Here is a 23,539-nt window from a genome sequence, read left to right as displayed (position 1 = left end):
CACACGATGATCGACCGACGCCTTCTCCTGCGGAGCAGCGGTGCCGCCGCGGCCGGTGCCCTCGGCGCCGCCGCCCTGGCGGACAGCGCCGTCGCCGCGGAGTCCGCCCCTGGCCCCACCGCCCGTCCCGCCGAGGACTCCGACCCGACCTCGGGGGTCACCCGCACGCTGCTCCAGGAGCACCCCTCGCCCGCCAAGGGGTGGAAGGCCGTGCAGACGCTGGTGCAGATCCCCCGGTGCAAGGAGTCCGGGCGGCACAGCCACCCCGGCGTCGAGGTGGGTTACATCATCCGCGGTGACGTCCTGATGGAGTTCGACGACCGGCCGCCCCTGCGCCTGCGCAGCGGGGACCCGTTCTTCATACCGGCCGACACCATCCACAACGCCCGCAACGTCGGCCGGGTGACGACGATGATGCTCTCCACCTACGTCGTCGACGAGACCAAGCCCCTCGTGACCACCTACTAGGACGACACCGCCGGGCGCACCCCTGGAAGCGGGTGCGCCCGGCGGCACGGGCAGGCACGCAGGTGGGGGCGCGCGGTCGGCCGAGTCCCTCCGGAACGGTCCGGGGTCAGTCGGAGCGCGTGCGCGGGCCGTCCAGGAGGTCCGCGGCGGTGGCGTCCCAGTCCACTCCGTGCAGCTCGTGACCGGCGGGGACGAGCGCGTAGGTGTGCTCGAGCCACTCCGCCAGCGGGGGTACCGGCAGTTCGAACACCGCCGCCATGTCGCCGGAGGCGAGCAGGAGCCAGGCGGTCGCCCGGTCCTCGCGGCCCGTCGGCCGGATCCGGACGTCGCCGTGCCCGCTTCCCGAGGACAGCCCCTGCCGCAGCAGGTCACGTCCGATGCGCCACAGGACACGCGGGCCGCCCTCGATGCCGAACCGCGCGCACACGACCAACGGGGAACCCGGGTCGAACCGGAACTCCGCGCTGATCGCCTGGCGCTGGGTGGCGCCCAGCACCCGCTCGATGTCCAGGGTCAGCCGCGGACGACCGCGCCGTACCGTTCGGCCGGCCGATACGTCCGGCCGGGAGCCGCTGGGGCCGCTCATGACGCGTGGTTCCTTCCCGCTGGCGGAAGCTGACCGGCCCACTCTCGCCGCCCGCCGCGCCGCACGCCTGAGTAAGTTGACGGTCGGTGTCCGACCGTCGCGGCCGGCCCCCGGCGGACGGGGGCGGTCCACCGAGGGACATGTCGGTGCTTTTCGTCCCGTCCGCCCCTCCCGGGCGGCCCGGGCCGTGTGCCGGCGGCCGGGGCATTACGTCATTCGACTGTCGTGCCCGGACCGCGCCCGCACGATGCTGGAGCGGTCGCCGCTGTGCCGGTGCGGACGGTCGCCATGCTCGGAGGAGCCAGTCGTGGAACGTACTCCCGTCGTGTTCATCAACGGCGCGTGGCTGCACGCGCTGTCCTGGGAGTCGTGGGTGCGGCGCTTCGAGAGCCGGGGGTTCGCGGCCTGCGCGCCCGGCTGGCCCGGGGAGACCACCGCCCGGGACGCGCGTGCGTCACCGGACCGGCTCGCCCGCGTCGGCCTGGACGCGCTCACCGAGCACTTCGCCCGCGTCGTGCGGTCCTTCGACACCGCCCCGGTCATCGTCGGCCACTCGGTCGGCGGGCTGATCGCCCAGCACCTCGTCACCGCCGACGTCGGCCGGGCCGCGGTGGCCATCGCCCCCGTCCCGGTCAACGGCGTCCCGCTGCCCGCGCCCGCCGCCCCGGAAGGCCCCGGCGAACCCCTGGTGCGCCTGTCGCCCGAACGGTTCCACCACGTCTTCGCCAACACCCTCGGGGCGGAGGAGTCCCGCCGCCTCCACGAGCGCTACGTGGTACCGGCGCCGGCCCGGCTCTTCACCGACCTCGGGTGCGGGGGAGCGGTCCGCAGTCCGCGCGCCGCGGCGGACGTCGGCAACGCGCGGCGCGGTCCGCTCCTGCTGGTCTCGGGGCAGGAGGACAGACTCGTACCGGACGCGGCCACCCGCGCGGTGTTCAAGCAGTACGGGGACACGACGGCGGTGACCGACCTGAAGCAGTTCCCGGACCGGGCCCACTCGCTCGTCGTCGACAGCGGCTGGCGCTCCGTCGCCGACTACGTGCTCGGCTGGCTGAGCCGGCGGGGCGTGTGCGCCCGTCCGCCGGCCCGCTGAGCGCGGCGGGCCGCCGTCACGGGTTCCGCTCCTCGGGCAGCCTGCCCAGCGCGTCGCGCAGCGCGGCCCGGGAGGTGATGCCGAGCTTGGGGAAGACGCGGTAGAGGTGGGAGCTGACCGTACGCGGTGACAGGTGCGTGCGCGCGCCGATCTCCTTGTTCGTCAGGCCGCTCGCGGCCAGCTCCGCGACCCTGCGCTCCTGCCACGTCAGGGGGGCGCGGTGCGCGCGGGCGGCCGGGGCCGACGCCCCGGCGGCCCGCAGTTCGGCGCGGGCCCGCTCGGCCCAGGGCGGCGTGCCGAGGCGCGTGAAGGCGTCGGCGGCGAGGGTGAGGGCGGGGCGCGCGGCGCCGGGCCCCCGGGTGTGGCGGAGCCGGACGCCGTGGGCGAGGCGGATGCGGGCCAGCTCGAACGGGAAGGCCGCGCCGGCGGGGTGGGTCTCGGCGCGGCGGTACATCGCGTCGGCCTCGGCGAGGTCGGTGGCGGTCATGGCGAGGGCGCCGTAGGTCAGGAGGGCGAGGCGGGGGGAGACGGCGGGCAGTCCGGCCCTGCGCGCGGCCAGCGCGTGCCGCCGGGCCTGTTCGGTGCGGCCGGTGTGCAGGGCCGCTTCGACGAGGTCGAGGAGCGTGCGCGGGGCCTGGTGGGCGTACGGGGTGAAGGTGCCGGGGGGTGTGATGCCGATGGCGTGCAGGTACGCGGCTTCGTAGTCGCCGTCGGTGAGGGCGGCGGTGGTGCCGATGGCGTCGGCGAGTTGGGTCAGGAACCCCACGCCGCGGGGGCGGGCCCAGGCCTCGACGGCGGCCTGCAGCTCCCGCGCGCGGTCGGTGCGGCCGCGCAGGGCGGCCAGCAGGCCGAGGTACGCGCGGGTGTGGTGGGCGAAGAGCGCGTGGTGGTGCGAGGTGGTCAGCTCCAGGCCGCGCCGCCCGGTGCGCTCGGCGTCGTCCCACTCACCGGCCGCCATCTGGTCGAGCATGACGAGGTGCAGCATGGTCATGCCGGACGCCACGGCCCCGGTCTCCACCTCGCGGTCGACGACGCGCTGGAGGTGCCGCCGGTACGGGCCGAGGGCGTCCACGTGGTAGGCGGCGACGCACAGGCGGGTGATCTCCCACGGTTCGCGTCCGCGGAGGTCGGCCAGGGCGCGCTCGACCCGCTCGCGCACGCCGGTGCCGCGGAGAACGACGTCGCCCCAGGCGTCCTCGTAGATGCGCGAGTGCGCGGTCACCCGGTCGCCCAGGGAGGCCAGCAGCGCGTGTGTCCGCTCCCATGACGCCGCCTCGCTCGCGTACTGGCTGATGGCCAGGAGCAGGTTGACCAGCCGGGTGAGCACCTCGTCCCGCGGGTGGCTGGGGCGGTCTTGAGAGGCGGCGGGGTGCGGTGCGTGGGCGGTGGTGTCCCGGGTGGTTGCGGGGTGCGGTGCGTGGGTGTTGGCGTCCCCGGTGGTGGGGCGCGGCTGGTCGGCGTCGGGATCGGCGTCGCGCTCGGCGCCGGCGTGCGGCTCCCGCGCATCGCCCGCGCTGGAGGTGCCGAGGTCCGGTGCGGGGGTGCCGCCGTCGCGGATGCCCTCGATCGCCGCCACGACCTGCTGCCGCGAGAACCGTACGTCCCCGTCCTCGTAGAACGCGCCGTACGCGGCCGCGACCACCGACGCCGGGGACTCGTCCGTCCCCGACACGGCGTCGGAGCGGACCAGTTGCTGCGCCCGGTCCAGCAGGCCGGCGAGACCGGCGACGAAGGCCGCGCTGCCCAGCCTCCGAGACCGTTCGCCGTGGCTCTCGCTCAGCTCCGCCGCGCGGGTCAGCCAGGAGACCGCGGCCAGCGAGCCGCCCCGTACGGTCGCGGAGTCGGCCGCCGCCTCCAGCGCGGCCGCGACCTGCTCGTCGGGGTCGACGGTCGAGGCCGCCAGGTGGACCGCGCGCCGCTCCACGTCCTCGCGGTGGACGTGGGCCAGGGCCGCGTGGGCCGCGCGCCGTTCGTTCGGGGTCGCCTGCTGGACGACCGCCGACCGCACCAGGGGGTGCCGGAAGGCGACCTCGCCGCTGAGCGGGTCGATGTCCAGGAGCCCGTACGCGGCCGCCGCGTCGACGTCCCGCATGCGGTAGCGCGTCCCGCGGGTGTGTCCGGCCGCCGCGCCCGCCCCGACGCCGTCCAGGGCGCCGCGCAGCAGCTCCGCCCGTACGGTGCCGCTCAGGGCGGCGATACGGGCCCCGTAGATCTGCTGGAGCCGCTGGGGCAGCGGTACGCCGGTGTGCGCGGGGACAGCGCTGTGGCCGCCCGCCGTCCGGCCGCCGCGCAGCAGGTGGGGCGGCAGTTCGAGCAGCGCCAGCGGATTGCCCTGGGCCTCGGCCAGGATCAGACGGCGGGTGCGGGGGTCGAGTTCGGGATTCCGCAGGTCCAGGAGGTGTTCGGACGCCCGCTCCGACAGCCCGCCCACGGGGAGTTCGGGCAGCGCCGCCGTGTCGAAGCCGGAGGGCACCTCGGCGCGCAGGCCGACGACGAGCCCGACGGAGCTGCCGGTGAGCCGTCGCCCCACGAACCCGCACACCTCGGTGCTGGAGGTGTCGAACCACTGGCCGTCGTCGAGCACCAGCAGGAGCGGCTCGTGCGACGCCGCGAGGGCGAGCAGGTCGAGGACCGCGATGCCCAGGGTCATGACCGAGGGCGGCGGTCCCTCGCTCCTGCCGAAGACGACGTCGAAGACCCGCCGGTGCCTGTCGTCGAGGCGGTCGAGGGAGGGCAGCAGCGGATACAGGAACTGGTGCAGGCCGGCGAACGGCAGCTCCGCCTCGGCCTCGACGCCCGCCGCCCGCAGCACGCGGTGGCCCCGCCCGGCGGCGAGAGCGGCGACGTGGTCCAGGAGCGCGCTCTTGCCCACGCCCGCGTCGCCCCGCAGCACGAGGGCCCGGCCCCCGTCCGCCGCCACGAAGTCGGCCAGGGCCGTCCGCTCGCGCTCACGGCCGACCATCGTCACGTCGACTGACTCCACCACCCCGCACCCCCTCGGCCGTAGCCATCCGGTCGCGCCCCTCGGCCGACCCGTCCGTTCGCATGTCGTACGGCCGCCCACGCCGCCGCGTCAGGGGCCCGGCCCCTGCCGTCGTCGCCGCGTCAGGGCGCCCCGAGTCCGCGCAGCAGCGTGTCGACGACGGTGTCCGCCGCCTGTCCGGGGCTGAGTCCGGGCAGTTGGCGCGAGACCAGGTGCATGAGCTGGGGCAGCAGCGCGCTCGCCCACCCCTCGGGCAGGTCGTCGCGCAGCAGGCCCTCTTCGGTGGCCCGCCGCAGGAAGGCGTCGACCTCCTGGACCGAGACGTCCCTGCGACGGCGGACGGTGTCGTCGCTGAGCATGCGGCTCAGGTCGACGGGCCAGGTGCGGTTGACGGCGATGACGTTCTCGACGTAGCGGTGCAGGGCGACGGCGACGGGTGCCTCGCGCAACCGCGCGTCCGCAATGGCCTGTTCGACGGCGGTGAGCCGGGCGTCGTAGATGGCGGAGAGCAGTTCCTCGCGGGAGGCGAAGCGCCGGTAGACGGTACGCCGGTCCACGCCCGCCTCGGCGGCGATGCTCGCGATGCTCGCGCCGGGGTCGGCGGCGAGCATGCGGGCCGCGGTGGTCAGGACGGCTTCCAGGTTGCGCGCTGCGTCGGCTCTCACCGCACGGAGTGTAGTCCCGCAGTGGGGAGCATGGCGCGCCTAGCGCCACACGGGGGTGGCGGGTAGGCCCTGTACCGCGGCTCCGGGGCGGCTGTTGCGGGCTCAGAGGCGGTCGGCGTCGACCACCGCCTGGGCGAAGACGGTGGGCGCCTCCTGCGGCAGGTTGTGTCCGGCGTCCGCGACGGTGCGGTGATCGTAGGGGCCGGTGAAGCGGTCGCGGTAGGCCGCACCGTCGCCGGGCTGGGTGAAGGGGTCCAGGGCCGGGTCGAGGGTGACGGTCGGGACGTGGATGGCCGGTCGCGCGGCGAGCCGCTCCTCGTGGCGGCGGTGGCGGGGCTGGGTCCCGACGAGGCCGATGCGCCAGCGGTAGTTGTGGAGCACGATGGCGGCGTAGTCCGGGTTGTGGAAGGCCCGGGCGGTGCGCTCGAACGTCGCGTCGTCGAAGTGCCAGGTGGGGGAGGTGAGGGTCCACACGTGGCGGCACAGGGCGACGCGGCGGTCCGGGTCCTCCATGGCCTTCTTGCCGCGTTCGGTGGCGAAGTACCACTGGTACCACCAGTTGTGCTCGACGGCCGCGGGGGCGGGCTCGCGCTGCGCCTCGACGTCGGTGACGAGGTAACCGCCCGTGGAGACGAGGGCCTTGACGCGGCCGGGCCACAGGGCGGCGATGACGTCGGCGGTCCGCGATCCCCAGTCGAAACCGGCGAGGACCGCCTTCTCGATCCTGAGCGCGTCCATCAGGGCGACGATGTCGAGGGCGACCGCGGACTGCTCGGCGGTGCGCGGGGTGCGGCGGGAGAGGAACCGCGTACCGCCGTGTCCGCGCAGGTAGGGAACGACGACGCGGTAGCCGAGACCGGCCAGGAGCGGCGCCACGTCCACGAAGCTGTGGATGTCGTACGGCCAGCCGTGCAGGCACAGGACGACCGGCCCGTGCGCCGGACCGGCCTCGGCGTAGGCGATGTCGAGCACACCTGCCCGCACGTGCCTCACCGTGGTGAAACCGGTGTGGGTGCCGGGCGTGACGGCGGGCACGGTGACCGCGGCGCGCGCGGGAGGTGACGCGGCGGCCTGCGTCACGGCACCGGGCAGCGGGAGGGCCGCCGCTCCGGTGCCGAGCCCCAACGCCTTGCTGAAGGTGCGCCTGTCGATCATCTGAAGCCTCCGTCGTGCGTGTCCGGTTGACGTGCTCGGGCCTGGTTCCGGTGCGTGTGTATTCGCGTCGGTGCGCGCTGCGGTGCGTCGGGGCGGTGCCTACGCCGCCGTGGTGGGCCGCCGTGGTGCGTCGGCGGCCGCCCGGGGCCGCCGCGCGCCGACTCTTGCACACGTATGCGTCACCGGTCAAGGCAGTGACTTTACGAAGTGGGCGTTTCGGGTGTCGCTAGTAGCAGCAACTGCTACGTTGGTGTGACAGTTAGGGAGGTCGCCGTCGAACAGCTCGACGCGACGGAGGCACCGGCCGTGACCCCGCAGACCCCGGGCGGCTTACCGGAAATCCCAGTCCGCGGCCACAGAAGAGGGAGAACTGATGCTCACCTACGACCGCTTGTTCATCGGAGGCACCTGGGTCGAGCCGAGCAGCCCGGAGCTGCTCGACATCGCCTCGCCGCACGACCGCTCGGTGATCGGCCGCGCCGCCCAGGCGCGGCCGGCGGACGTCGACCGGGCCGTGGCCGGGGCGCGGAGGGCCTTCGAGGCGGGCACGTGGCGTCTGACGCCACCGGCCGAACGCATCGCCGCCCTGCGGCGGTTCAACACGCTGCGCGAGGAGAGCGCGGAGAGGATCGCGCGGCTGATCTCGCTGGAGAACGGTTCGGCCGCCTGGTTCACTCGCGCCGGTCAGGCGGGCCTCACCCGGCAGGCGCGGGCCTATCTGCAAGCGGCGGCGGAGTTCGACTGGGAGCGGACGCTCACCCCCTCCGACCCGGCCTCCACGGTGCGCAGCGTGGTGCGCCGCGAGGCGATCGGCGTCGTGGCGGCGGTGATCCCGTGGAACTCCCCGTTCTCGTCGGCCACCACGAAGGTCGTCCCGGCTCTGCTCGCGGGGAACAGCGTGGTCCTCAAGGTCTCCCCGGAGAACTCGCTCAGCATGGGCCTCCTCGCCGAACTCCTCGACCGGGCGGGCCTGCCCGAGGGCGTCATCAGCGTCCTGCCCGCGGACCGGGGGACCAGTGAGCACCTGGTGACGCACGAGGAAGTCGACAAGATCGCCTTCACGGGGTCGACGCGGGCCGGCCGCCGCATCGCCTCCCTCGCCGGCGAGCGGCTCAAGCGGGTCAGCCTGGAGCTCGGCGGCAAGTCCGCCGCGATCATCCTCCCCGACGCCGACCTGCCCCGGGTGGTCGCGGGCCTGAAGTCCCACTCCTTGCTCAACAACGGCGAGTCGTGCATAGCGCAGACCCGGATCCTCGCCCCGCGCAGCCGGTACGAGGAGGTCGTGGCCGGGCTGCGGGAGATGATGGAGTCCCTGAAGGTCGGCGCCCCCGACGACCCCGACACCTTCATCGGCCCGCTGATCCGCCCCGACCAGCAGGAGCGGGTGCGCGACTACATCAGGCTCGGCATCGCGGAAGGGGCGCGCCTGGTCACCGGCGGCCCGCACGTCCCCGAGGGGCTGGAGAAGGGCAACTACGTCACGCCCACACTCTTCGCCGACGTCGACAACTCCATGCGGATCGCGCGGGAGGAGATCTTCGGCCCGGTCCTCGTCGTCATCGCCTACGACGACGAGGACGACGCCGTACGCATCGCCAACGACTCCGAGTACGGCCTCTCCGGCGGGGTGTGGTCGGCCGACGAGGAGCGCGCCCTGGCGGTCGCCCGCCGCGTGCGCGCCGGCACCGTGACGGTCAACGGCGCCTCCGTCGGCTTCGACGGCCCCTTCGGCGGCTTCAAGGCCAGCGGTATCGGGCGGGAGTTCGGCGCCGTCGGGCTCGGCACCTACACCGAGTACCAGACCATCACCGTGTGACCCCGGCGCCCGGCACGGCGAGGTGCCCGCTCCCCGACGGCGGGGTCACGCGGGCACCACGCGGTAGCTCCACGCAGCCCACGGCAGGTCGGCCCGCGCCAGGGAGCCGGTGCTCCACGGCGAAGCGCCCGTGCAGTCGGCACCCGGGTACAGCACCACGGACGACGAACCGGTGACGACCTGGACGGAACGGGACGGCGCGGACGACGTGTGACACGTGCCGACGTCGTCGAGGTCGACCCTCGACACCGTCCCCGTACCGTGCGTACCCGTGTAGAGGTGTGCGCCCTCCCGCAGCGGCGGCCAGTCGGCGGCACTCGCCGTGGCCGTGGCCGTGCCCGTGCCGAGGCCGGCCAGAACCGTGCTCAGGGCGGCGGCGACGACGGTGCGCCGGAGTGGGATTTTACGTATGACCATGCGGCGACCAGCTTTCCGTGCGTATGGACGATGCCTGTTGGCAAGGGTCGATGAGAACCGGCCCGCGCCCGGCGATACATTCTTGCATCTTCAAACATGTAGCCATGAGGGCGGATCCGGCCAACACACATGTGTGCGTCTGCTCTTCTCGATGTTGCGCTCCGCTCTTGACGCGGGGGGCCGGATGCCAGAATGCTCGTAACCAGTTGAAGCAGTGACGCGGACGTTCGGTGTGCGAGGAGCTCGCGCGCCCCGGGGCGGTGGGGAGAGGCAACGACATGAGCAGTGACGTGAGGTTCAGCCGGGCCGGGCGGGCGGCAGCGGCCCCGGGTGTGAAAGCGGCCGACGGCGCGGCCGCCCGTGCCGCGCACGAGCTGGGTCCCGTGCTGCGGGCCCGTACGGACGTACTGGACATCGCCTACCACGCCGTCGGCCCGGCCGGCGGCACGCCGGTGATCCTGCTGCACGGTTGGCCGTTCAGCCCTGTCGGCTCCTACGCCGAGGTGGCGCCGGCCCTTGCCCGGCGCGGGTACCGCTGCTACGTCCCCTACCTGCGCGGCCACGGGCGGACCCGCTTCCGGCGCGGGGGCACCTTCCGCTCCGGCCAGCAGGCGGCACTGGGTGCGGACGTGATCGCCTTCATGGACGCCTTGGGGGTGTCCCAGGCCCTGTTCGGCGGGTATGACTGGGGCGGGCGGGCCGCGTGTGTCGCGGCGGCCCTGTGGCCCGAGCGGTGCGCGGGCCTCGTCACGGTCAACGGATACCTCATCCAGAACCTCGCCACCGCCCGGGAGCCCCTCGCTCCCGCACGGGAGGAAGGCGCCTGGTACTTCTTCTACTTCCTCACCGAGCGCGGGCACAGGGGACTCCGGCGTGACCGGGAGGGCCTGGCGCGCGTCGTCTGGCGCCGGAACTCGCCCGCCTGGCGGTTCAGTGAGGCCGAGTTCGCGGAAGCGGCGACGCTGTGGGGCAACCCCGACTACGTCGACGTGGTGCTCCACAGCTATCGCCACCGCTTGGCCGCCGCCCCGGGCGACCCCGCGTACGCCGGTCGGGAGCGACAACTGCTGGACCAGCCGGAGATCACGGTCCCCACCGTCACCCTGGACGGCCAGGACGACGGCATCAGCCCGCCGACCGACGGCAGCCGGTACGCCGCGCACTTCACGGGCCCCTGGACCCACTACGTCGTCCCGGGCGCCGGCCACAACCTCCCGCAGGAGCAGCCCGATGCCTTCACCGACGCGATCCTCGAAGTCGCCGCCATGGGATGACCGGCGGCACGCATCCCGGCATGCCCCTGCTGCACACACTCGGTACGCGTGCCTCTTGTGGCGTCACTGCTTTGGCCGGTGACGAACGGAGGCGCGGGCCGACACCGCCCCGGACGCCCGCGGACACGTCCGCGCACGACAGCGAAGTGGAGATCCCGCATGAGCAGGTACGAGAAGACGACCGGCGACACCGGCGACACCGGCGACACCGGCGCGGCGGCGCGGCACGCCCGCTTCGGGGCGCTGCCGGAGCGCATCCGTTTCGAGGACATGACCGAAGGGGTGGAGACGGGCCCGAACGCCGGCGGCGCCGTCCCGTACCGTTCCGAGGGCTCGTGGAAGTACTACTCGTGCCTCGCGCTGGACCTGGGGCTATAACCGGGGCAAGCGCACGCGCGACACCGCACCATGGGCACACGTATCTCTGCTAACGTGTGCCCGCACTCACACGTTCCACCCTGTCAAGGATCAGGTGTGACACGGCGAAGTAGCCGTGCGGAGCTACCGGGGAGAACGAGCCGCTCACGCCGTCCGCGGTACCGCGACCGACACGCACCGGCCACCCGGAGCGATCTCCGCCCCCAGATCGGCCCTCCACCAGAAAGCGGAAACCCATGACACTGAAGACGGCTAAGACGGCGAAGACGGCGAGGGCTGTCAAGGCCACGACTGCCGCCCTCGCGAGCGCGGCCGCCGGAGCGGCTCTGCTCCTCTCGGCGGCACCGGCGTCCGCGGCGAACCCCCCGTACGACGGCTGCCCGGCGTGGGCGCTCTGCCTGTACCAGAACGGAGGCGGGACGGGTTCGAAGGTGATCGTGACCCCGCCTCCGGCGGGCGGCAACTCGAAGATAGTCAGGCTCACCAACACCCACTTCATGAACCACGAGCCGGCCGACAACCAGGTGTCGTCCTGGCTGAACAACTCGCAGTGCCAGGTGGAGTTCTGGGACGACCCCAACGGGGAGCTGCACCCCTCCCTGCTGGACGTCGCGTCGTCGTGGCAGTGGGGCGCGAAGGGCGACTACGCCTTCGGCACCCCGGACGCCCACCTCAACGACAGGCTGTCGTCCATGCGCATCCTCTGCCCGTAACAGCCCGGCCCGCTGCGGCTGCCGGGGGGCGCTCCATGGCGTGTCCGGCCGCGACGACACCTCCCGGCCGCGGGGTGCGTGGGCCCGCCTCCGACGGGGACGGAGGCGGGCACGGCCGGGACAGCGGTCCGCGGTGTCAGACTCCGGCGGAGTTCCGCCCGCGTGGCGTACCGGCCACGGCCTTCGCCGCGGCGGGAGCGTCCGCCGGGCCGCCCTCGCTGAGGCCGAAGCGCCCGTGCAGGCCGCGCAGGAACCCGGGCGCGTACCACGCCCGGCGGCCGAGCAGCCGCATCGCGGCGGGCAGGAGCACCCCGCGCACGGCCACGGCGTCGATGAGGACGGCGAGGCCGCTGCCCAGGCCGAACATCTGCATGAAGCTGACCTGCGCCGTGCCGAAGGCGAAGAAGCTCACCGCCAGCAGGCAGGCCGCCGCGCTGACGATCCGCCCCGTGTGCCCGAGGCCCTGGACCACGGCGGACCCGGTGCTCTCGCCCCGGTCGTGGAGCTCCTTGATGCGGCTGGTCACGAACACCTCGTAGTCCATCGAGAGACCGAAGGCGATGCAGAACATCAGCACCGTCATCGCGGTCTCCATCGGCTGCGGGGTGAAGCCGAGCAGCGAGGCGAGGTGGCCGTCCTGGAAGATCCACGTCATGACGCCGAGGGCCGCCCCCAGGCTGATCGCGTTGAGGACGAGGGCGCGCAGCGGCTGCAGCACGCTCCCGGTGAAGAGGAACAGCAGCAGGAAGGTGCTGACGGCGACCAGGGCCACGGCGAGGGGGAGCCGACCGCCGATGGACTTCTTGGAGTCCACCAGCTCCGCGTCGCTGCCGCCGACCAGCGGGCGGGCCCCGGCGGGCGGCGTCACGCCGCGGACGTCCGCCACCAGGCGTTCGGCCGCGGCGGACTTCGGCGTCAGCCCGCCCACGACGTTGATCCGCTGGGCGTCGGGGCGGCCGAGCGCGGCGCCCCCGGGTGCGGCCGGTCCCGGCCTCCCGTCGACGTAGGTGCCCGTGGAGGCCTCGACGCGGACCACGCCGTCGAGCCGGGACAACTCGGTCGCGTACGCCATCAGCGGGGCCCGCTCGACGGCCCGGTCGACGACGACGTGGACGGCCGCGTCGTCGTTGCCGTCGAAGTCCTCCCGCAGCGCGGCGGCGACCTGGCGGCTCTCGGCGTTCTCCGGCAGCACCCGCTCGTCCGGCGTGCCGAAGCCGATGCCGAGCAGCGGGCTCGCGGCCAGGAGCAGCACCGCGAGCACCGGCAGCGCGGTGAGCGCGGGCCGGCGCATGACGGTGCCCGCGAGCCGCCCCCAGAACGGCGTACCGCCGCTGTCCCGCCCCTCCCCGGCCCAGGGCAGCCGTCCCTTGTCGACCCGGTGCCCCAGCACGGCGAGCAGGGCGGGCATCACGAACAGCGTGCCGACGGCGGCGATCAGGACCACCCCGACCCCCGCGTAGGCGAACGAGCGGAGGAAGTACTGCGGGAACACCAGCAGCGCGGCGAGCGCCACGGCCACCGTCGCGGCCGAGAACGCGACGGTGCGGCCCGCGGTGCGCACGGTGACGCGGACGGCGTCGGGCACGTCCGCCCCGGTCCTGAGCTGCTCCCGGAACCGGCTGATCATCAGCAGGGCGTAGTCGATGCCGAGCCCGAGACCCAGGGCCGTGGTCAGGTTGGTCGCGAAGATCGACACGTCCGTGACAGCGCCGAGCAGGGCGAGTTCGGCGAACGTGCCCGCGATCGCGACGAGGCCGATCACCAGCGGCAGCAGGGCCGCGACCACACTGCCGAAGACGACCAAAAGCAGGACCAGCGTCAGCGGGACGGCGACGGCCTCCGCCAGCAGGAGGTCCTTGGGCACCTGCGCCGCCAGGTCGTTGCCCACGGCCGCGCCGCCCCCGGCCCGGACGCTCAACCCGCCCTCGTACGAGCCGGTGTAGGCGTCGATGACGGCCTTGGCGTTCTTCCCGCGCTCGGTGTCGCCGCCCTTCACATGGGCGAGCACCATCGCCTCGCGGCCGTCCTCGGAGCGCAGGGCCGAACTGCCCGCCTCCCAGTACGAGATCACGTTGTCGAGGTGCCGGTCCTTCCTCAGGTCCGCGGCGAGCGCCCGCCCGGCCCGTTCGGCCGCGGGGGAGTCGACCCGGCCCCGCGGGCGGACCAGGAGGACGAGGTTGGTCTCCCCGCCGAACTTGTCCTCGATGACCTGCGCGGCCTTCGTGGAGGGGGAGTGGGGGTCGTCGTTGCCGCCTTCCACCAGTTTGCTGAACGCCCCGGCGCCCACCACACCCATGAGCGCCACCGCGAGGGCGGCGACCACGAGTACCGACCGGGACCGGCGGATCGCCAGTTCGGCTATGCGTTCGAACACGCACTGTCTCCTTCGGGTTTCTGTCACGCGCAGGGGCGTCGGGCAGTCGGGTCGGGACGAGAGGGAGGGAGAGGGGGAGAGGCGAAAGGCGAGGGAGGAGCGCGCGTTCCGGGCCGCCGGTGTCGACGCTAGCGAGGGACAAGAAGTTTTGGCAGTGTTAGATTTTTTTCACAGCACGGCTCCTGCCCGTGGTCATCCAGGGGCCGGCCGTCGTACGGTCACCGCATGTCTCCCGAGGAACCCGCGGCGGCCGTGCCCTCCCTGCGGCAGCGGCGCCGCGCCGTCGCCCGGCAGGAGATCCTGGGCGCCGCCGAGCAGCAGATCGTCGAACGGGGTCCGCACGCCCTGTCGTTGCGCGCCGTCGCCCGCAGCCTGGGCATGACCGTGCAGGCGCTCTACCACTACTTCCCGAGCCGGGACGACCTGGTCACCGCGCTCATCACCAAGGCGTACGACGACCTGGCCGACGCCGTGCAGGCAGCCGTCGACGCGGCGCCCGAGGACCGCGCCACGCCACGCCTGGTCGTCGCGGCCGAGGGCTACCGGCGCTGGGCCGTCGCGCACCCGGAGCTGTTCCAACTCCTGTACGGAGCGCCGCTGCGGTCCTACCGGGCTCCCGCCGACGGCCCCACCACCCGGGCCCTGCGCCGCATGACCACGGTCTTCCAGCGGGAGATGTTCGACGGGTTCACCCCGGCCCAGCTCGCCACCGCCGACACCCGGGCCCTCACGCCCTCATTCCGGGCACACCTGGAAGGACTGCCGCCGGACGGCCTCGGCGACCTGCCGCCCGCCGCGGTCTCCCTCCTGCTCGGCGCCTGGGGCCACATGCACGGCCTCGTCGTCCTGGAGGTCTTCGGGCACACCTCGTTCCTCGGCGACCACCAGGGCGAGCTCTTCCACACGGCGATGCGGGACATGGTCGAGGACATCCACCGCCGCATCCCCGCGGCGGCCCCGCCCCCGCCCGTGTAGCTCCGGTGCCGGTCACGCGGACAGAGTCGTCGTGTCGCCGAGGTCCCGCAGGGGGAGGCGGTCCTCCAGCCCCGCGCGGGCGATGGCCGCGCGGGTGACCACCCCGGTCTCGATGACGCTGACCGCGATGCCGACCGCTTCCAGCGCCTGGCAGACGCCCACCAGGGCGTAGAGGCCCGCGTTGTCGCAGTAGGTGAGGGCGGACAGCTCCAGCAGCAGCACGCGGTGGTCCCGTGGGCGCGACGCCACCAGCACCACCTCGTCGCGCAGCAGGGCGGTGGTGTCGAGGTCCAGTTCACCCGACAGGCACATCAGCACCGCGGAGCGGCCCGCGGGCACATGACGGACCACCAGCCGGGGCGCGGATTCCTGACCCATCGCAGCCGCCGCCGGTCTCAACCGGCCGGCGGCGCGGTGTCCGGCGCGTGGTCGGTGAGGACGGTCCATCCTGTGGCTTCGCTGCCCACGGCCTCGACGACCCCCCTCACCGCCGGCGCCGACGACGGGCACCGACGCCGGAACACCGGAAACACTTCTCACGCATTGTGGCGCTTCGCGCAGGTCCGCGTCTCCTCTCCGGCGCAGGCCGAGCATTCGGTATATGCCATGGTCACACCGTCGGCGCGGCCCGTCCCGGACAGGGGTTCGCCGGATCCCTCGTCAAGGGCGCGTGCCGAATGGCCGATGACGGTGGCATGAAAACACACGTCCCCCTCGCCCACCGTCCCGTCCCCCGCCGTACGGTGACCGCCGGACTGCTCGCCGCCGCCTGGAACGCGCTGCCCGGTGCCGGGGCCACCGCGGCGGCAGCCCGGGCCCGGACGCCGCACCCCGCGGCCCCCGCCGACGGCACCGGGCTGCGGGCGCTGTTCGGCTCGGAGAACCGCGTGATCCGTACGCGTGAACGGGTGGTCGCGGTGACGTTCAACGCGGCCTGGAACGACGCCGGCCTGGACCGCGTCCTCGGTGAGCTCGCCCGCCGGCGCACACCCGCCACGTACTTCCTGACCGGCGACTTCGCCGACCGCCTCCCCGGGGCGGTCCGGAAGGTCGCGGCGGCCGGGCACGGCCTGGGCAACCACTCCTACAGCCACCCCTACTTCAAGGACCTGACCGCCGCCGGACGCAGGCGGGAGGTCCGGGCGGCGGACCGGGCGCTGCGCGCCGCCGGAGCGGGAGACGCCCTGACCCCGTTCTTCCGGTTCCCCTACGGCGAGACAAGACCGGCGCACATCAAGGAGGTCAACGCGCTGGGCTTCGCCGACATCGAGTTCACCACCGACACCAACGGGTGGAAGGGCACCGAGGGCGGCATGACCGTGGACGGCGCGGTGCGCCGGGCGGTGGACGCCCTGCGTCCGGGCGCGATCCTCCAGATGCACGTCGGCGCGTCCGAGGGCCGCACCGAGGTGATCGACGCCCTGGCCCTGCGGCCGATCCTCGACGCGCTCCGCGCCCGCGGCTACCGCGTCGTCGACCTGCGCACCCTCCTCACACCCTCCGGCGGTCCCGGCCCTCACTCCGCGCCGGGCAGCGGCAGGTCCTGAGGGCGGCGCAGCGCGTCCAGGACGACGCGCACCGCCGCGCGGGGCGGTGAGCCGCGGCGGACGGCCGCCGTGATCGTACGCGTCACGGGTGTCGCCAGCTCCCGGGTGGCGACGCGGTAGCGGCGGTCGACCGCCAGGCCGGGCAGCAGCGCGATGGACAGCCCGGCCTCCACGTGCTGGAGCGTCATCATGTAGTTGCTGAACCGGCACACCACGCGCGGCTCGAACCGGGCCTGCCGGCACAGGCGCCGCGCGAGGTTCGCCATGTACGACTGCGGCATGTCGAACGCCCACGGCTCGTCGGCGCAGGCCGCGAGGTCCACGGCGCCGGCGCGCCCCGTCACGGGGTGCCCGGGCGGGACCACAAGGAGCACCGGGTCCGTGGCCAGCGGCACCAGGTCGAGGTCGGGGCCGAGCGGCAGCTCGTCGAAGTCCGTCGTCGTGATGATGAGGTCCGCGTCCCCGCCCCGCAGCGCGGGCATGCTCTCGTGCGGCTCCAGTTGCAGCAGCTCCACGTCGAGGTGCGGGTGCTCACGCGCCAGGCGCGTCACCGCGGGCACGGCCATCGTGTGGATCGCGGACTGGAAGGCGCCGAGGCGCACCAGCCCGGCCGGCTCCTCGCCGAAGCCGCGCAGCTCCTCCTCGACGCTCTCCATGTGGTCCAGGAGCGCCCGCGCCCGCCGCGCCAGGATCACCCCGGCGGAGGTCAGCCGCACCCGGCGGCCCGTCCGCTCCAGCAACCGCGTGCGGGTCTCGGCTTCGAGGACGGCGAGCTGCTGGGACACGCTCGACGGGCTCATGCTGGCGGCCTGGGCCACCGCCCGCACCGTGCCCAGCGTGTCCAACTGGCTCAGCAGCCGCAGTCTCCAAGGGTTCATCACGCCGCCATTGTTGTACGGGTTTGCCGAACAGGAGAGCCGGAAATGTGAGATGGACGTGTCGCTCGGGCGCGTCCTACCGTCGACCGCATGGCTCCTTCGACCTCCACCGGGCCGTCCACGGTCCCCGTGCCGCCACCCGCCACCGCTGCCGCGCCGGAGACCTCCGCCGCCCCGGCGGCCACCGACCCGGCGACCACTGCCCCGGCGTCCGACGAGGCCTTCTGGTCCGACGCCGAGCGGCACCTCGTCCGCTACGGCGGCGCGTTCACCCCCGCGATCATCGAGCGGGCCGCCGGAAGCTTCGTGTACACGGCCGAGGGCCGGAAGATCCTCGACTTCACCTCCGGCCAGATGAGCGCGATCCTCGGCCACGCCCACCCGGAGATCGTCGAGACCGTCCAGCGGCAGGTCGCGACCCTCGACCACCTCTTCAGCGGCATGCTCAGCCGCCCGGTGGTCGACCTCGCCCGCCGCCTGGCCGACACCCTGCCCGCACCGCTGGAGAAGGCGCTGCTGCTGACCACCGGCGCCGAGTCGAACGAGGCCGCGCTCCGGATGGCCAAGCTCGTCACCGGCCGCCACGAGATCGTCTCGTTCGCGCGGTCCTGGCACGGCATGACCCAGGCCGCCGCGTCCGCCACGTACAGCGCGGGCCGCAAGGGCTACGGTCCGGGCGCGCCCGGCAACTTCGCCATCCCCGTGCCCAACGCGTACCGGCCCGACGTCACCGCGGCCGACGGCTCCCTGGACTGGCGCCGCCAGCTCGACTCCGCCTTCGACCTGATCGACGCCCAGTCGACCGGCAGCCTCGCCGCGTGCCTCGTCGAACCGATCCTCAGCTCCGGCGGCATCGTCGAACCGCCGCCCGGCTACTTCGCCGCCCTGCGCGACAAGTGCCGGGAGCGCGGCATGCTGCTGATCCTCGACGAGGCCCAGACCGGCCTGTGCCGCACGGGCACGTGGTACGCCTTCGAACGCGATGGCGTCGTCCCCGACATCCTCACCCTGTCCAAGACGCTCGGGGCGGGACTGCCCCTCGCCGCGGTCGTCACCAGCGCCGAGATCGAGCAGGAGGCCCACGACCGCGGCTTCCTCTTCTTCACCACGCACGTCTCCGACCCGCTCGTCGCCGCCGTCGGCAACACCGTCCTCGACGTCCTGGCCCGCGACGGCCTCGACCGCCGCGCGCGGTCCCTCGGTACGTTCCTCCGCCAGGGCCTGGACGACATCGCCGCGCGGCACGCGGTCGTCGGGGACATCCGTGGCCGGGGCCTGCTCGCCGGGCTCGAACTCGTCGCCGACCGCGCGACCAAGCAGGGCTCCGACGAGCTGGGCGCCCTGGTCACCCGGCGCTGCTTCGAACTCGGCCTGCACATGAACATCGTCCAGCTCCCCGGCATGGGCGGCGTCCTGCGCATGGCCCCGCCCCTCACCGCCACCGAGGACGAGCTGTCCCTGGGCCTGTCCATCCTGGACACCGCCATCGGCGAGGCCGCGGCGACCCTCTGACCCCCTACGGCCGACCGGACGGCACCCGCGGCGGTCCGGGGCGGCGCCTCACCCGCGCAGCATGCGGAGCACCGCCCGCTCGGCCGCGCCCTGGGTCGCCGGAGTGCCGTACGAGCCCTCGGCGCCCAGGTCCGGCAGCGCGGAGGCCGCCGTGACGCCCTCCTCGTACAGCTCGACGACCCGGGGGTTGATGTACGAGGCGCGGCAGACGGCGGGGGTGTTGCCGAGGTACCCGGCGACCTCCTTGACGGCGCGGCTGATGGCGCGGCGACGGGCGGTCTCGCTGTGCGCCACCCGCTGCGACACGGCGAGGGCCACGGCGGCCATGACGGTGGCGTGCCAGGTGCGGAAGTCCTTGGCGGTGATCTCCAGACCGGCCAGGCCCTTCAGATAGGCGTTGACGTCCGCCCCGCTGACCTCGTGCCAGGCGGGACGCTCCCAGTACGCGAACAGCCGATCGCCGCCGCTGCGGCGGTGCAGCAGCGCGTTGACGGCACGGCACGTCGGGGGGTCCGCCACCGCCTGGACCCGCTCCTTGCCGCCCTTGGCCGTGTAGGTGAACACCACCTGGCCGCCGCGGCACCGCGTGTGCTCGCGCAGCAGGGTGGTCAGGCCGTAGGAGTCGTTCGCGGTGACGTAGCGGTCGCTGCCGATGCGGAAGAACCCCAGGTCGAGCAGGCGCACGGCGGTGGCGAGCACCTTCTCCCGGCTCAGGCCGCGCTCGCTGAGGTGCGCCTCCACGGCGGTCCTGACCTCCGGCAGCCGCTCCGCGACGTCGAGCACGTGCTCGTGCTTGGCCTCCTCCTGCTCGGCGCGGAACTGCGGGTGGTACAGGTACTGGCGCCGCCCGGCGGCGTCGGTCCCCACCGCTTGCAGGTGCCCGCTCGCCCTGCGGCAGATCCAGACGTCCCGCCAGGCGGGCGGGATCACCAGCGCCTTGATGCGCTCCAGCTCCTCGGCGTCCCGCAGGGAACGGCCCTGCGGGTCGAGGTACCGGAAGCCGCGCCCGTGCCGTTTGCGGGTGTAACCCGGCTCGGTGGGACGACTGTGGTAAAGACGCAATCGGGCCTCCTCGCGAGGTCGGGGGACGGGGACGGGGTCAGCCGGCGGCGTTGTCGACGCGCAGCCGCACCTGTTCCTCCAGGCGCCGGAGGCTGGAGTCCAGAGCCTCGGTCACGGCCTGCTCGCCCGGGTCGTGGCTGTCGTCGAAGAACGACAGGTGCACGGTGACCTCGCTGGTGCCGGTGGCCCCGCCGGCGACCTGCAGCCAGCCGGTGTAGCCGCCGTGGTCGCGGGTGCCCCACTCCAGCCGCATCTGGTCGCGCCGGGAGCGCAGCACGGCCGAGGAGTCCTCGTCGGCACGGTCGTCGTGCACGGTGACGGCCGGCGGCTCCCCGGCCTCCACGTGCAGGTCCCGCGGCAGCCAGGTGTCGAGCTGGTCGACGTTGGCGGCCTGGTCGAAGACGTGCTCGGGCTGGGCGGGCATCGTGCGGGAACGCTCGTACTCGGTCATCGCGTACGGTCCTTGCTCTTCGGGGCTGTTCGGGACGTACAGCGCACGCGTGCCCTGCTCCGCCCGGCCTAAGCCAGGTGTCCCACGCCGGCCACGACGACGGCACCCGGCCCCACCGCGACCTCGATGCCTTTGCGCTGGTGAAAGTAGCGGCAACGTACCGCAGGACGGCGGCGTCCGCGCGCCTTGCGCGCACCGGGCTTCCCGGTGGCGGAGGGGACGGGCGCGCACGCGGCCGATGCGCCGAGGCCCGCACGACACCACCAGGGATTCCGCCGAGCCCGGGCGCGGGACGTGGTCGGCGTATGTCTGGCGGGCGAGGAACCGACCGTCGTCCACGCCGGCGCCGACGGCCACCGGTGCCAGGGAGCCGCCGACGGGCAGCCCGGCGTAGTACAGGCCGGGGAGCGCGCCGAGCACCCCTCCGCGCCGCGGGGGTGCCCCGTGGTCATCCAGCGCCTCGTCCGGCAGGATCCGGTAGTCCGGCCCGAACCCCTGCGCCACACGCGCCCCGGGCCCGTTGCCACGAGCCCCGCCCCCGCGCCGCCCACCGGACCGGCCCGCCGCCACAGTCTTGCGAGGCGCCCCTCGCCAGGCATAACTTCACGCTGGCGCCGCGGTACGCACGCGTCGCCCACCCCGTGCGCGCAACGGACCCCCACAGGCCGGAGCCCCTCATGACCGCCTCCCTTCTGCGCACCCCGGAAACGCCCGTTCTCATCGGCCGAGCGGAGGAACTGCGCTCCCTCGTGGACGCGGTGGCGCGCCCGCCGTCCGTGGCCCTCGTCGAGGGAGAGGCCGGCATCGGCAAGACCCGACTGATCCACCAGGCGCTGCGCCACCCCGCCGTGCGGGGCCGCCGCGTTCTGGTGGGGCGGTGCCGTCCGCTGCGCGAGCCCTTCCCGTACGGGCCGGTCCTCGACCTGCTGCGCCACCTGGCCGACGCGGTGCCCGCCGCGCTCGACCCGGTGTGCGGCGCGCTCCGCCCCTACCTGCCGGAGCTCGCCGACCGGCTGCCGCCCGCGCCCGAGCCCCTGCACGACCCGCGGGCGCGCGGACACCGGCTGTTCCGCGCGGTGCGCGCGCTGCTCGACGCGGCCGGCCCGGCCGTGCTGGTCGTGGAGGACCTGCACTGGGCCGACGACGGGACCCGGGACCTGCTGCGGTTCCTGGTGGACGACCCGCCGGACGCGCTGTCGGTCGTCCTCAGCCACCGCCGCGAGGAACTGCCCGGCGCCCGCCTGCCCTTGGGGCGCGCCTACCGTCACCCGCCCGGCACGACGGCGGTGACCCTCGCGCTGGGCCCCCTGGACGTGGGTGCCGTACGCGACCTGTGCGCCGCCCTCACCGGCACCCCCGAGGTCTCCGAGGCGTGGGCGGCCGAGCTGCACCGGCGCACCGCGGGCATCCCGTTCGTGGTGGAGGAGGTCGTCCGCGCGCTGCCGGTGGACCTCCGCGGCACCGGCCGGGCGGGGCACGAGGCCCTGGACGCGCTGACGGTCCCCACCGCGCTGCAGGAAGCCATCGCCGACCGCATGAGCGTGCTCTCGCCGATGGCCACCGCCACCGTGCACGCCGCCTGCGTGCTCCGCGTCCCCGCCGGCGAGGCGCTCCTCGCCGACGTCGTACGCGGGACGGTGGGCAGGGCCGCGTCGCCACAGGACGCGGCTGCCGTACGGGAGGCGCTCCTGGCCGGTGTCCTGCACGAGTGGGACGACGACCAGTACGGGCTGCGGCACGCCCTCGCCCAGCAAGCCGTCTACGCGAGCCTGCCGGGACCCGACCGGCGCAGGCTGCACCACCGCGCGATGCGGGCCCTGGCGGCACAGGAACCCCAGCCCCTGGTGCAACTCGCCCACCACGCCCGCCGGGCGGGCGAGCTCACCCAGTGGCAGCTCTACGGCGAGGCGGCGGCGGCCTCGGCGCGCGGCACGGGCGACCTGACCCTCGCCGTGGAGATCCTGGAGGAGCTGCTGTCCGACGGCCGCCTGGGGCGCATGACCTGTGCCCGCATCGCGGTCGACCTCAGCCGGGACGCGGTCGTCGGCCTCACCCACCGCAGGGCCACGGCCCTGCTGCGCCGCATCGTGCAGGACCCGGACCTGCCCGAGGGGCTGCGCGGCGAGATCCGGCTCCACCTGGGGCTGCTGCTCTACAACCAGGCGGGCCGGTACGAGGAGGGCCGCATCGACACCGAGCGCGCGGTCCACGAACTGCGCTACCGGCCCGCCCTCGCCGCCCGCGGGATGGCCGCCCTGGCCATGCCGGCGTGGGGCGACCGCCCCTACCACGTGTACGAGCACTGGATCGAGCAGGCCGAACGGCTCGCGGCCCGGGAGCCCGGCCCGTCGGTGTGCACCGCCGTACGGGCCAACCACCTGGCGCTGGCGATGTACGCGGGCGACCCGGAGGTCTGGGAGCAGGCCGAGCACCTCATCGACACCGCCGGGCCCGTGGGCGACCGCCGCCAGGTGGCCCGGGCCTGCGGCAACTTCGCCGACGCGGCCACGTGCCTCGGCCACTACCGCGCGGCCCACCGCTTCCGCAGGCTCGGGCGGCGGCTGGCCACCGAGTGCGGCGCCGCGTTCCTCTCGGGCATCGTCGAGGGCACCGCGCTGCGCCTGGACTGGTACGAGGGCCGATGGCAGGGGCTCGCGGGGCGGGCCCGGCGCGTCCTGGACGCGGTGCAGGGCGTCTCGGGCATCGCGGCCGACGCGCACCTCGTCCTCGGCCTGCTCGCCTCCACGCGCGGCGAGTGGGACGAGGCCGCCACGGAGCTGCGCGCGGCCGGGCTCTCGGCACCCCACAACGCCCCGGCGCCCGTCCTCGCGGCCGCCTCCGGCGCCATGGTCCGTCTCCTTGCGGCCCGGGGCGAGCACACCGAGGCCCGCGTCGAGGCCGAGCGCGGCATCGCCAGGATCCGCCGCAAGGGCATCTGGGCGTGGGCGGGGGACCTGGCGCCGATGGCCGTGGCCGCGCTGGTCCACGACGGCGGCCTGGCCGACGCGGAGCGGGTCACCGCGGAACTGGCCGACGGCATCGCGGGACGCGACGCCCCCCTCGCCGCGGCCGCCCTCGACGCGTGCCGCGGCGTCCTGGCCGCAGGCCACGGCCGCGCCGAGGAGGCCGCCGTGTCCTTCGGCGCGGCCCGCGCCGCCTACGCGGCCCTGCCGCAGCCCTACTCCGCGGCCC

Annotated in this window: 20 protein-coding genes; 10 read left to right on the top strand and 10 right to left on the bottom strand. The window is 74.3% G+C overall.

Annotated elements, in window-relative coordinates:
• Nucleotides 1-6 precede the first annotated feature (6 nt).
• Nucleotides 7-468: a cupin domain-containing protein gene (locus IE330_RS15545; RefSeq protein WP_190136593.1), complete on the top strand. Its 462-nt coding sequence runs from the start codon at nt 7-9 to the stop codon at nt 466-468.
• 106 nt (nt 469-574) lie between these two features.
• Here the strand turns inward: IE330_RS15545 and IE330_RS15540 are convergent, their stop codons facing one another.
• Nucleotides 575-1,054, bottom strand: a complete 480-nt coding sequence (locus IE330_RS15540) for an SsgA family sporulation/cell division regulator (RefSeq protein WP_190136592.1) — start codon at nt 1,052-1,054, stop codon at nt 575-577.
• Between the two features lie 307 nt (nt 1,055-1,361).
• Between IE330_RS15540 and IE330_RS15535 the strand changes: the two genes are divergently transcribed.
• Nucleotides 1,362-2,147, top strand: a complete 786-nt coding sequence (locus IE330_RS15535; protein ID WP_190136591.1) for an alpha/beta hydrolase — start codon at nt 1,362-1,364, stop codon at nt 2,145-2,147.
• 16 nt (nt 2,148-2,163) lie between these two features.
• Here the strand turns inward: IE330_RS15535 and IE330_RS15530 are convergent, their stop codons facing one another.
• The 3 genes from IE330_RS15530 to IE330_RS15520 form a co-directional block, all read right to left on the bottom strand.
• A complete protein-coding gene (locus IE330_RS15530; RefSeq protein WP_190136619.1) occupies nt 2,164-5,109 on the bottom strand; it encodes a helix-turn-helix transcriptional regulator in 2,946 nt (981 codons plus the stop codon).
• 143 nt (nt 5,110-5,252) lie between these two features.
• Complete coding sequence (locus IE330_RS15525; RefSeq protein WP_190136618.1) at nt 5,253-5,741, bottom strand: TetR/AcrR family transcriptional regulator; 489 nt, start codon at nt 5,739-5,741, stop codon at nt 5,253-5,255.
• A gap of 156 nt (nt 5,742-5,897) precedes the next feature.
• Nucleotides 5,898-6,950 (bottom strand): alpha/beta fold hydrolase, encoded by a 1,053-nt coding sequence (locus IE330_RS15520; RefSeq protein ID WP_190136590.1) that lies wholly within the window; start codon nt 6,948-6,950, stop codon nt 5,898-5,900.
• A gap of 373 nt (nt 6,951-7,323) precedes the next feature.
• Here IE330_RS15520 and IE330_RS15515 point away from each other — a divergent pair, with 373 nt between their 5' ends.
• The gene (locus IE330_RS15515; protein ID WP_190136589.1) at nt 7,324-8,766 is read left to right on the top strand and encodes an aldehyde dehydrogenase; all 1,443 of its coding nucleotides are present in this window, start codon (nt 7,324-7,326) and stop codon (nt 8,764-8,766) included.
• Nucleotides 8,767-8,811: 45 nt separating this feature from the next.
• Here IE330_RS15515 and IE330_RS15510 read toward each other — a convergent pair whose 3' ends face one another.
• Nucleotides 8,812-9,183, bottom strand: a complete 372-nt coding sequence (locus IE330_RS15510) for a hypothetical protein (protein ID WP_190136588.1) — start codon at nt 9,181-9,183, stop codon at nt 8,812-8,814.
• 278 nt (nt 9,184-9,461) lie between these two features.
• On the opposite strand from IE330_RS15510, the gene IE330_RS15505 reads away from it, so the two are divergent.
• The 3 genes from IE330_RS15505 to IE330_RS15495 all read left to right on the top strand — a co-directional run bounded on the left by IE330_RS15505 (nt 9,462) and on the right by IE330_RS15495 (nt 11,548).
• Nucleotides 9,462-10,457: an alpha/beta fold hydrolase gene (locus tag IE330_RS15505; RefSeq protein ID WP_190136587.1), complete on the top strand. Its 996-nt coding sequence runs from the start codon at nt 9,462-9,464 to the stop codon at nt 10,455-10,457.
• A 159-nt stretch (nt 10,458-10,616) separates the two neighbouring features.
• Nucleotides 10,617-10,835, top strand: a complete 219-nt coding sequence (locus IE330_RS15500; RefSeq protein ID WP_190136586.1) for a hypothetical protein — start codon at nt 10,617-10,619, stop codon at nt 10,833-10,835.
• 236 nt (nt 10,836-11,071) lie between these two features.
• Nucleotides 11,072-11,548: a peptidase inhibitor family I36 protein gene (locus tag IE330_RS15495; RefSeq protein WP_190136585.1), complete on the top strand. Its 477-nt coding sequence runs from the start codon at nt 11,072-11,074 to the stop codon at nt 11,546-11,548.
• Nucleotides 11,549-11,684: 136 nt separating this feature from the next.
• Here IE330_RS15495 and IE330_RS15490 read toward each other — a convergent pair whose 3' ends face one another.
• Entirely contained in the window at nt 11,685-13,922 is a 2,238-nt protein-coding gene (locus IE330_RS15490; RefSeq protein ID WP_190136584.1) for an MMPL family transporter, read from the bottom strand.
• 225 nt (nt 13,923-14,147) lie between these two features.
• Here IE330_RS15490 and IE330_RS15485 point away from each other — a divergent pair, with 225 nt between their 5' ends.
• Complete coding sequence (locus IE330_RS15485) at nt 14,148-14,897, top strand: TetR/AcrR family transcriptional regulator (RefSeq protein WP_190136583.1); 750 nt, start codon at nt 14,148-14,150, stop codon at nt 14,895-14,897.
• Between the two features lie 12 nt (nt 14,898-14,909).
• Here the strand turns inward: IE330_RS15485 and IE330_RS15480 are convergent, their stop codons facing one another.
• Nucleotides 14,910-15,275 (bottom strand): STAS domain-containing protein, encoded by a 366-nt coding sequence (locus IE330_RS15480; protein ID WP_190136582.1) that lies wholly within the window; start codon nt 15,273-15,275, stop codon nt 14,910-14,912.
• 317 nt (nt 15,276-15,592) lie between these two features.
• Here IE330_RS15480 and IE330_RS15475 point away from each other — a divergent pair, with 317 nt between their 5' ends.
• Complete coding sequence (locus IE330_RS15475) at nt 15,593-16,444, top strand: polysaccharide deacetylase family protein (RefSeq protein ID WP_190136581.1); 852 nt, start codon at nt 15,593-15,595, stop codon at nt 16,442-16,444.
• On the opposite strand, the gene IE330_RS15470 is transcribed toward IE330_RS15475, so the two are convergent.
• On the bottom strand, nt 16,414-17,322 hold the full coding sequence (locus IE330_RS15470; protein ID WP_229925668.1) for a LysR family transcriptional regulator: 909 nt from the start codon (nt 17,320-17,322) through the stop codon (nt 16,414-16,416). The genes IE330_RS15475 and IE330_RS15470 overlap by 31 nt on opposite strands.
• Before the next feature lie 90 nt (nt 17,323-17,412).
• Here IE330_RS15470 and IE330_RS15465 point away from each other — a divergent pair, with 90 nt between their 5' ends.
• A complete protein-coding gene (locus tag IE330_RS15465) occupies nt 17,413-18,834 on the top strand; it encodes an aspartate aminotransferase family protein (RefSeq protein ID WP_190136579.1) in 1,422 nt (473 codons plus the stop codon).
• Between the two features lie 48 nt (nt 18,835-18,882).
• On the opposite strand, the gene IE330_RS15460 is transcribed toward IE330_RS15465, so the two are convergent.
• Nucleotides 18,883-19,896: a DNA topoisomerase IB gene (locus IE330_RS15460; protein ID WP_190136578.1), complete on the bottom strand. Its 1,014-nt coding sequence runs from the start codon at nt 19,894-19,896 to the stop codon at nt 18,883-18,885.
• Nucleotides 19,897-19,933: 37 nt separating this feature from the next.
• The gene (locus tag IE330_RS15455) at nt 19,934-20,347 is read right to left on the bottom strand and encodes an SRPBCC family protein (protein WP_190136577.1); all 414 of its coding nucleotides are present in this window, start codon (nt 20,345-20,347) and stop codon (nt 19,934-19,936) included.
• Between the two features lie 677 nt (nt 20,348-21,024).
• Between IE330_RS15455 and IE330_RS15450 the strand changes: the two genes are divergently transcribed.
• Nucleotides 21,025-23,539 (top strand): ATP-binding protein (locus IE330_RS15450; protein WP_190136576.1); only part of this gene is annotated, 2,515 nt, incomplete at its 3' end.

This window comes from Streptomyces longispororuber (assembly GCF_014656095.1).
GTDB classification, from domain to species: Bacteria; Actinomycetota; Actinomycetes; order Streptomycetales; family Streptomycetaceae; genus Streptomyces; species Streptomyces longispororuber.
This window is presented reverse-complemented; position numbering and strand designations above follow the sequence as displayed.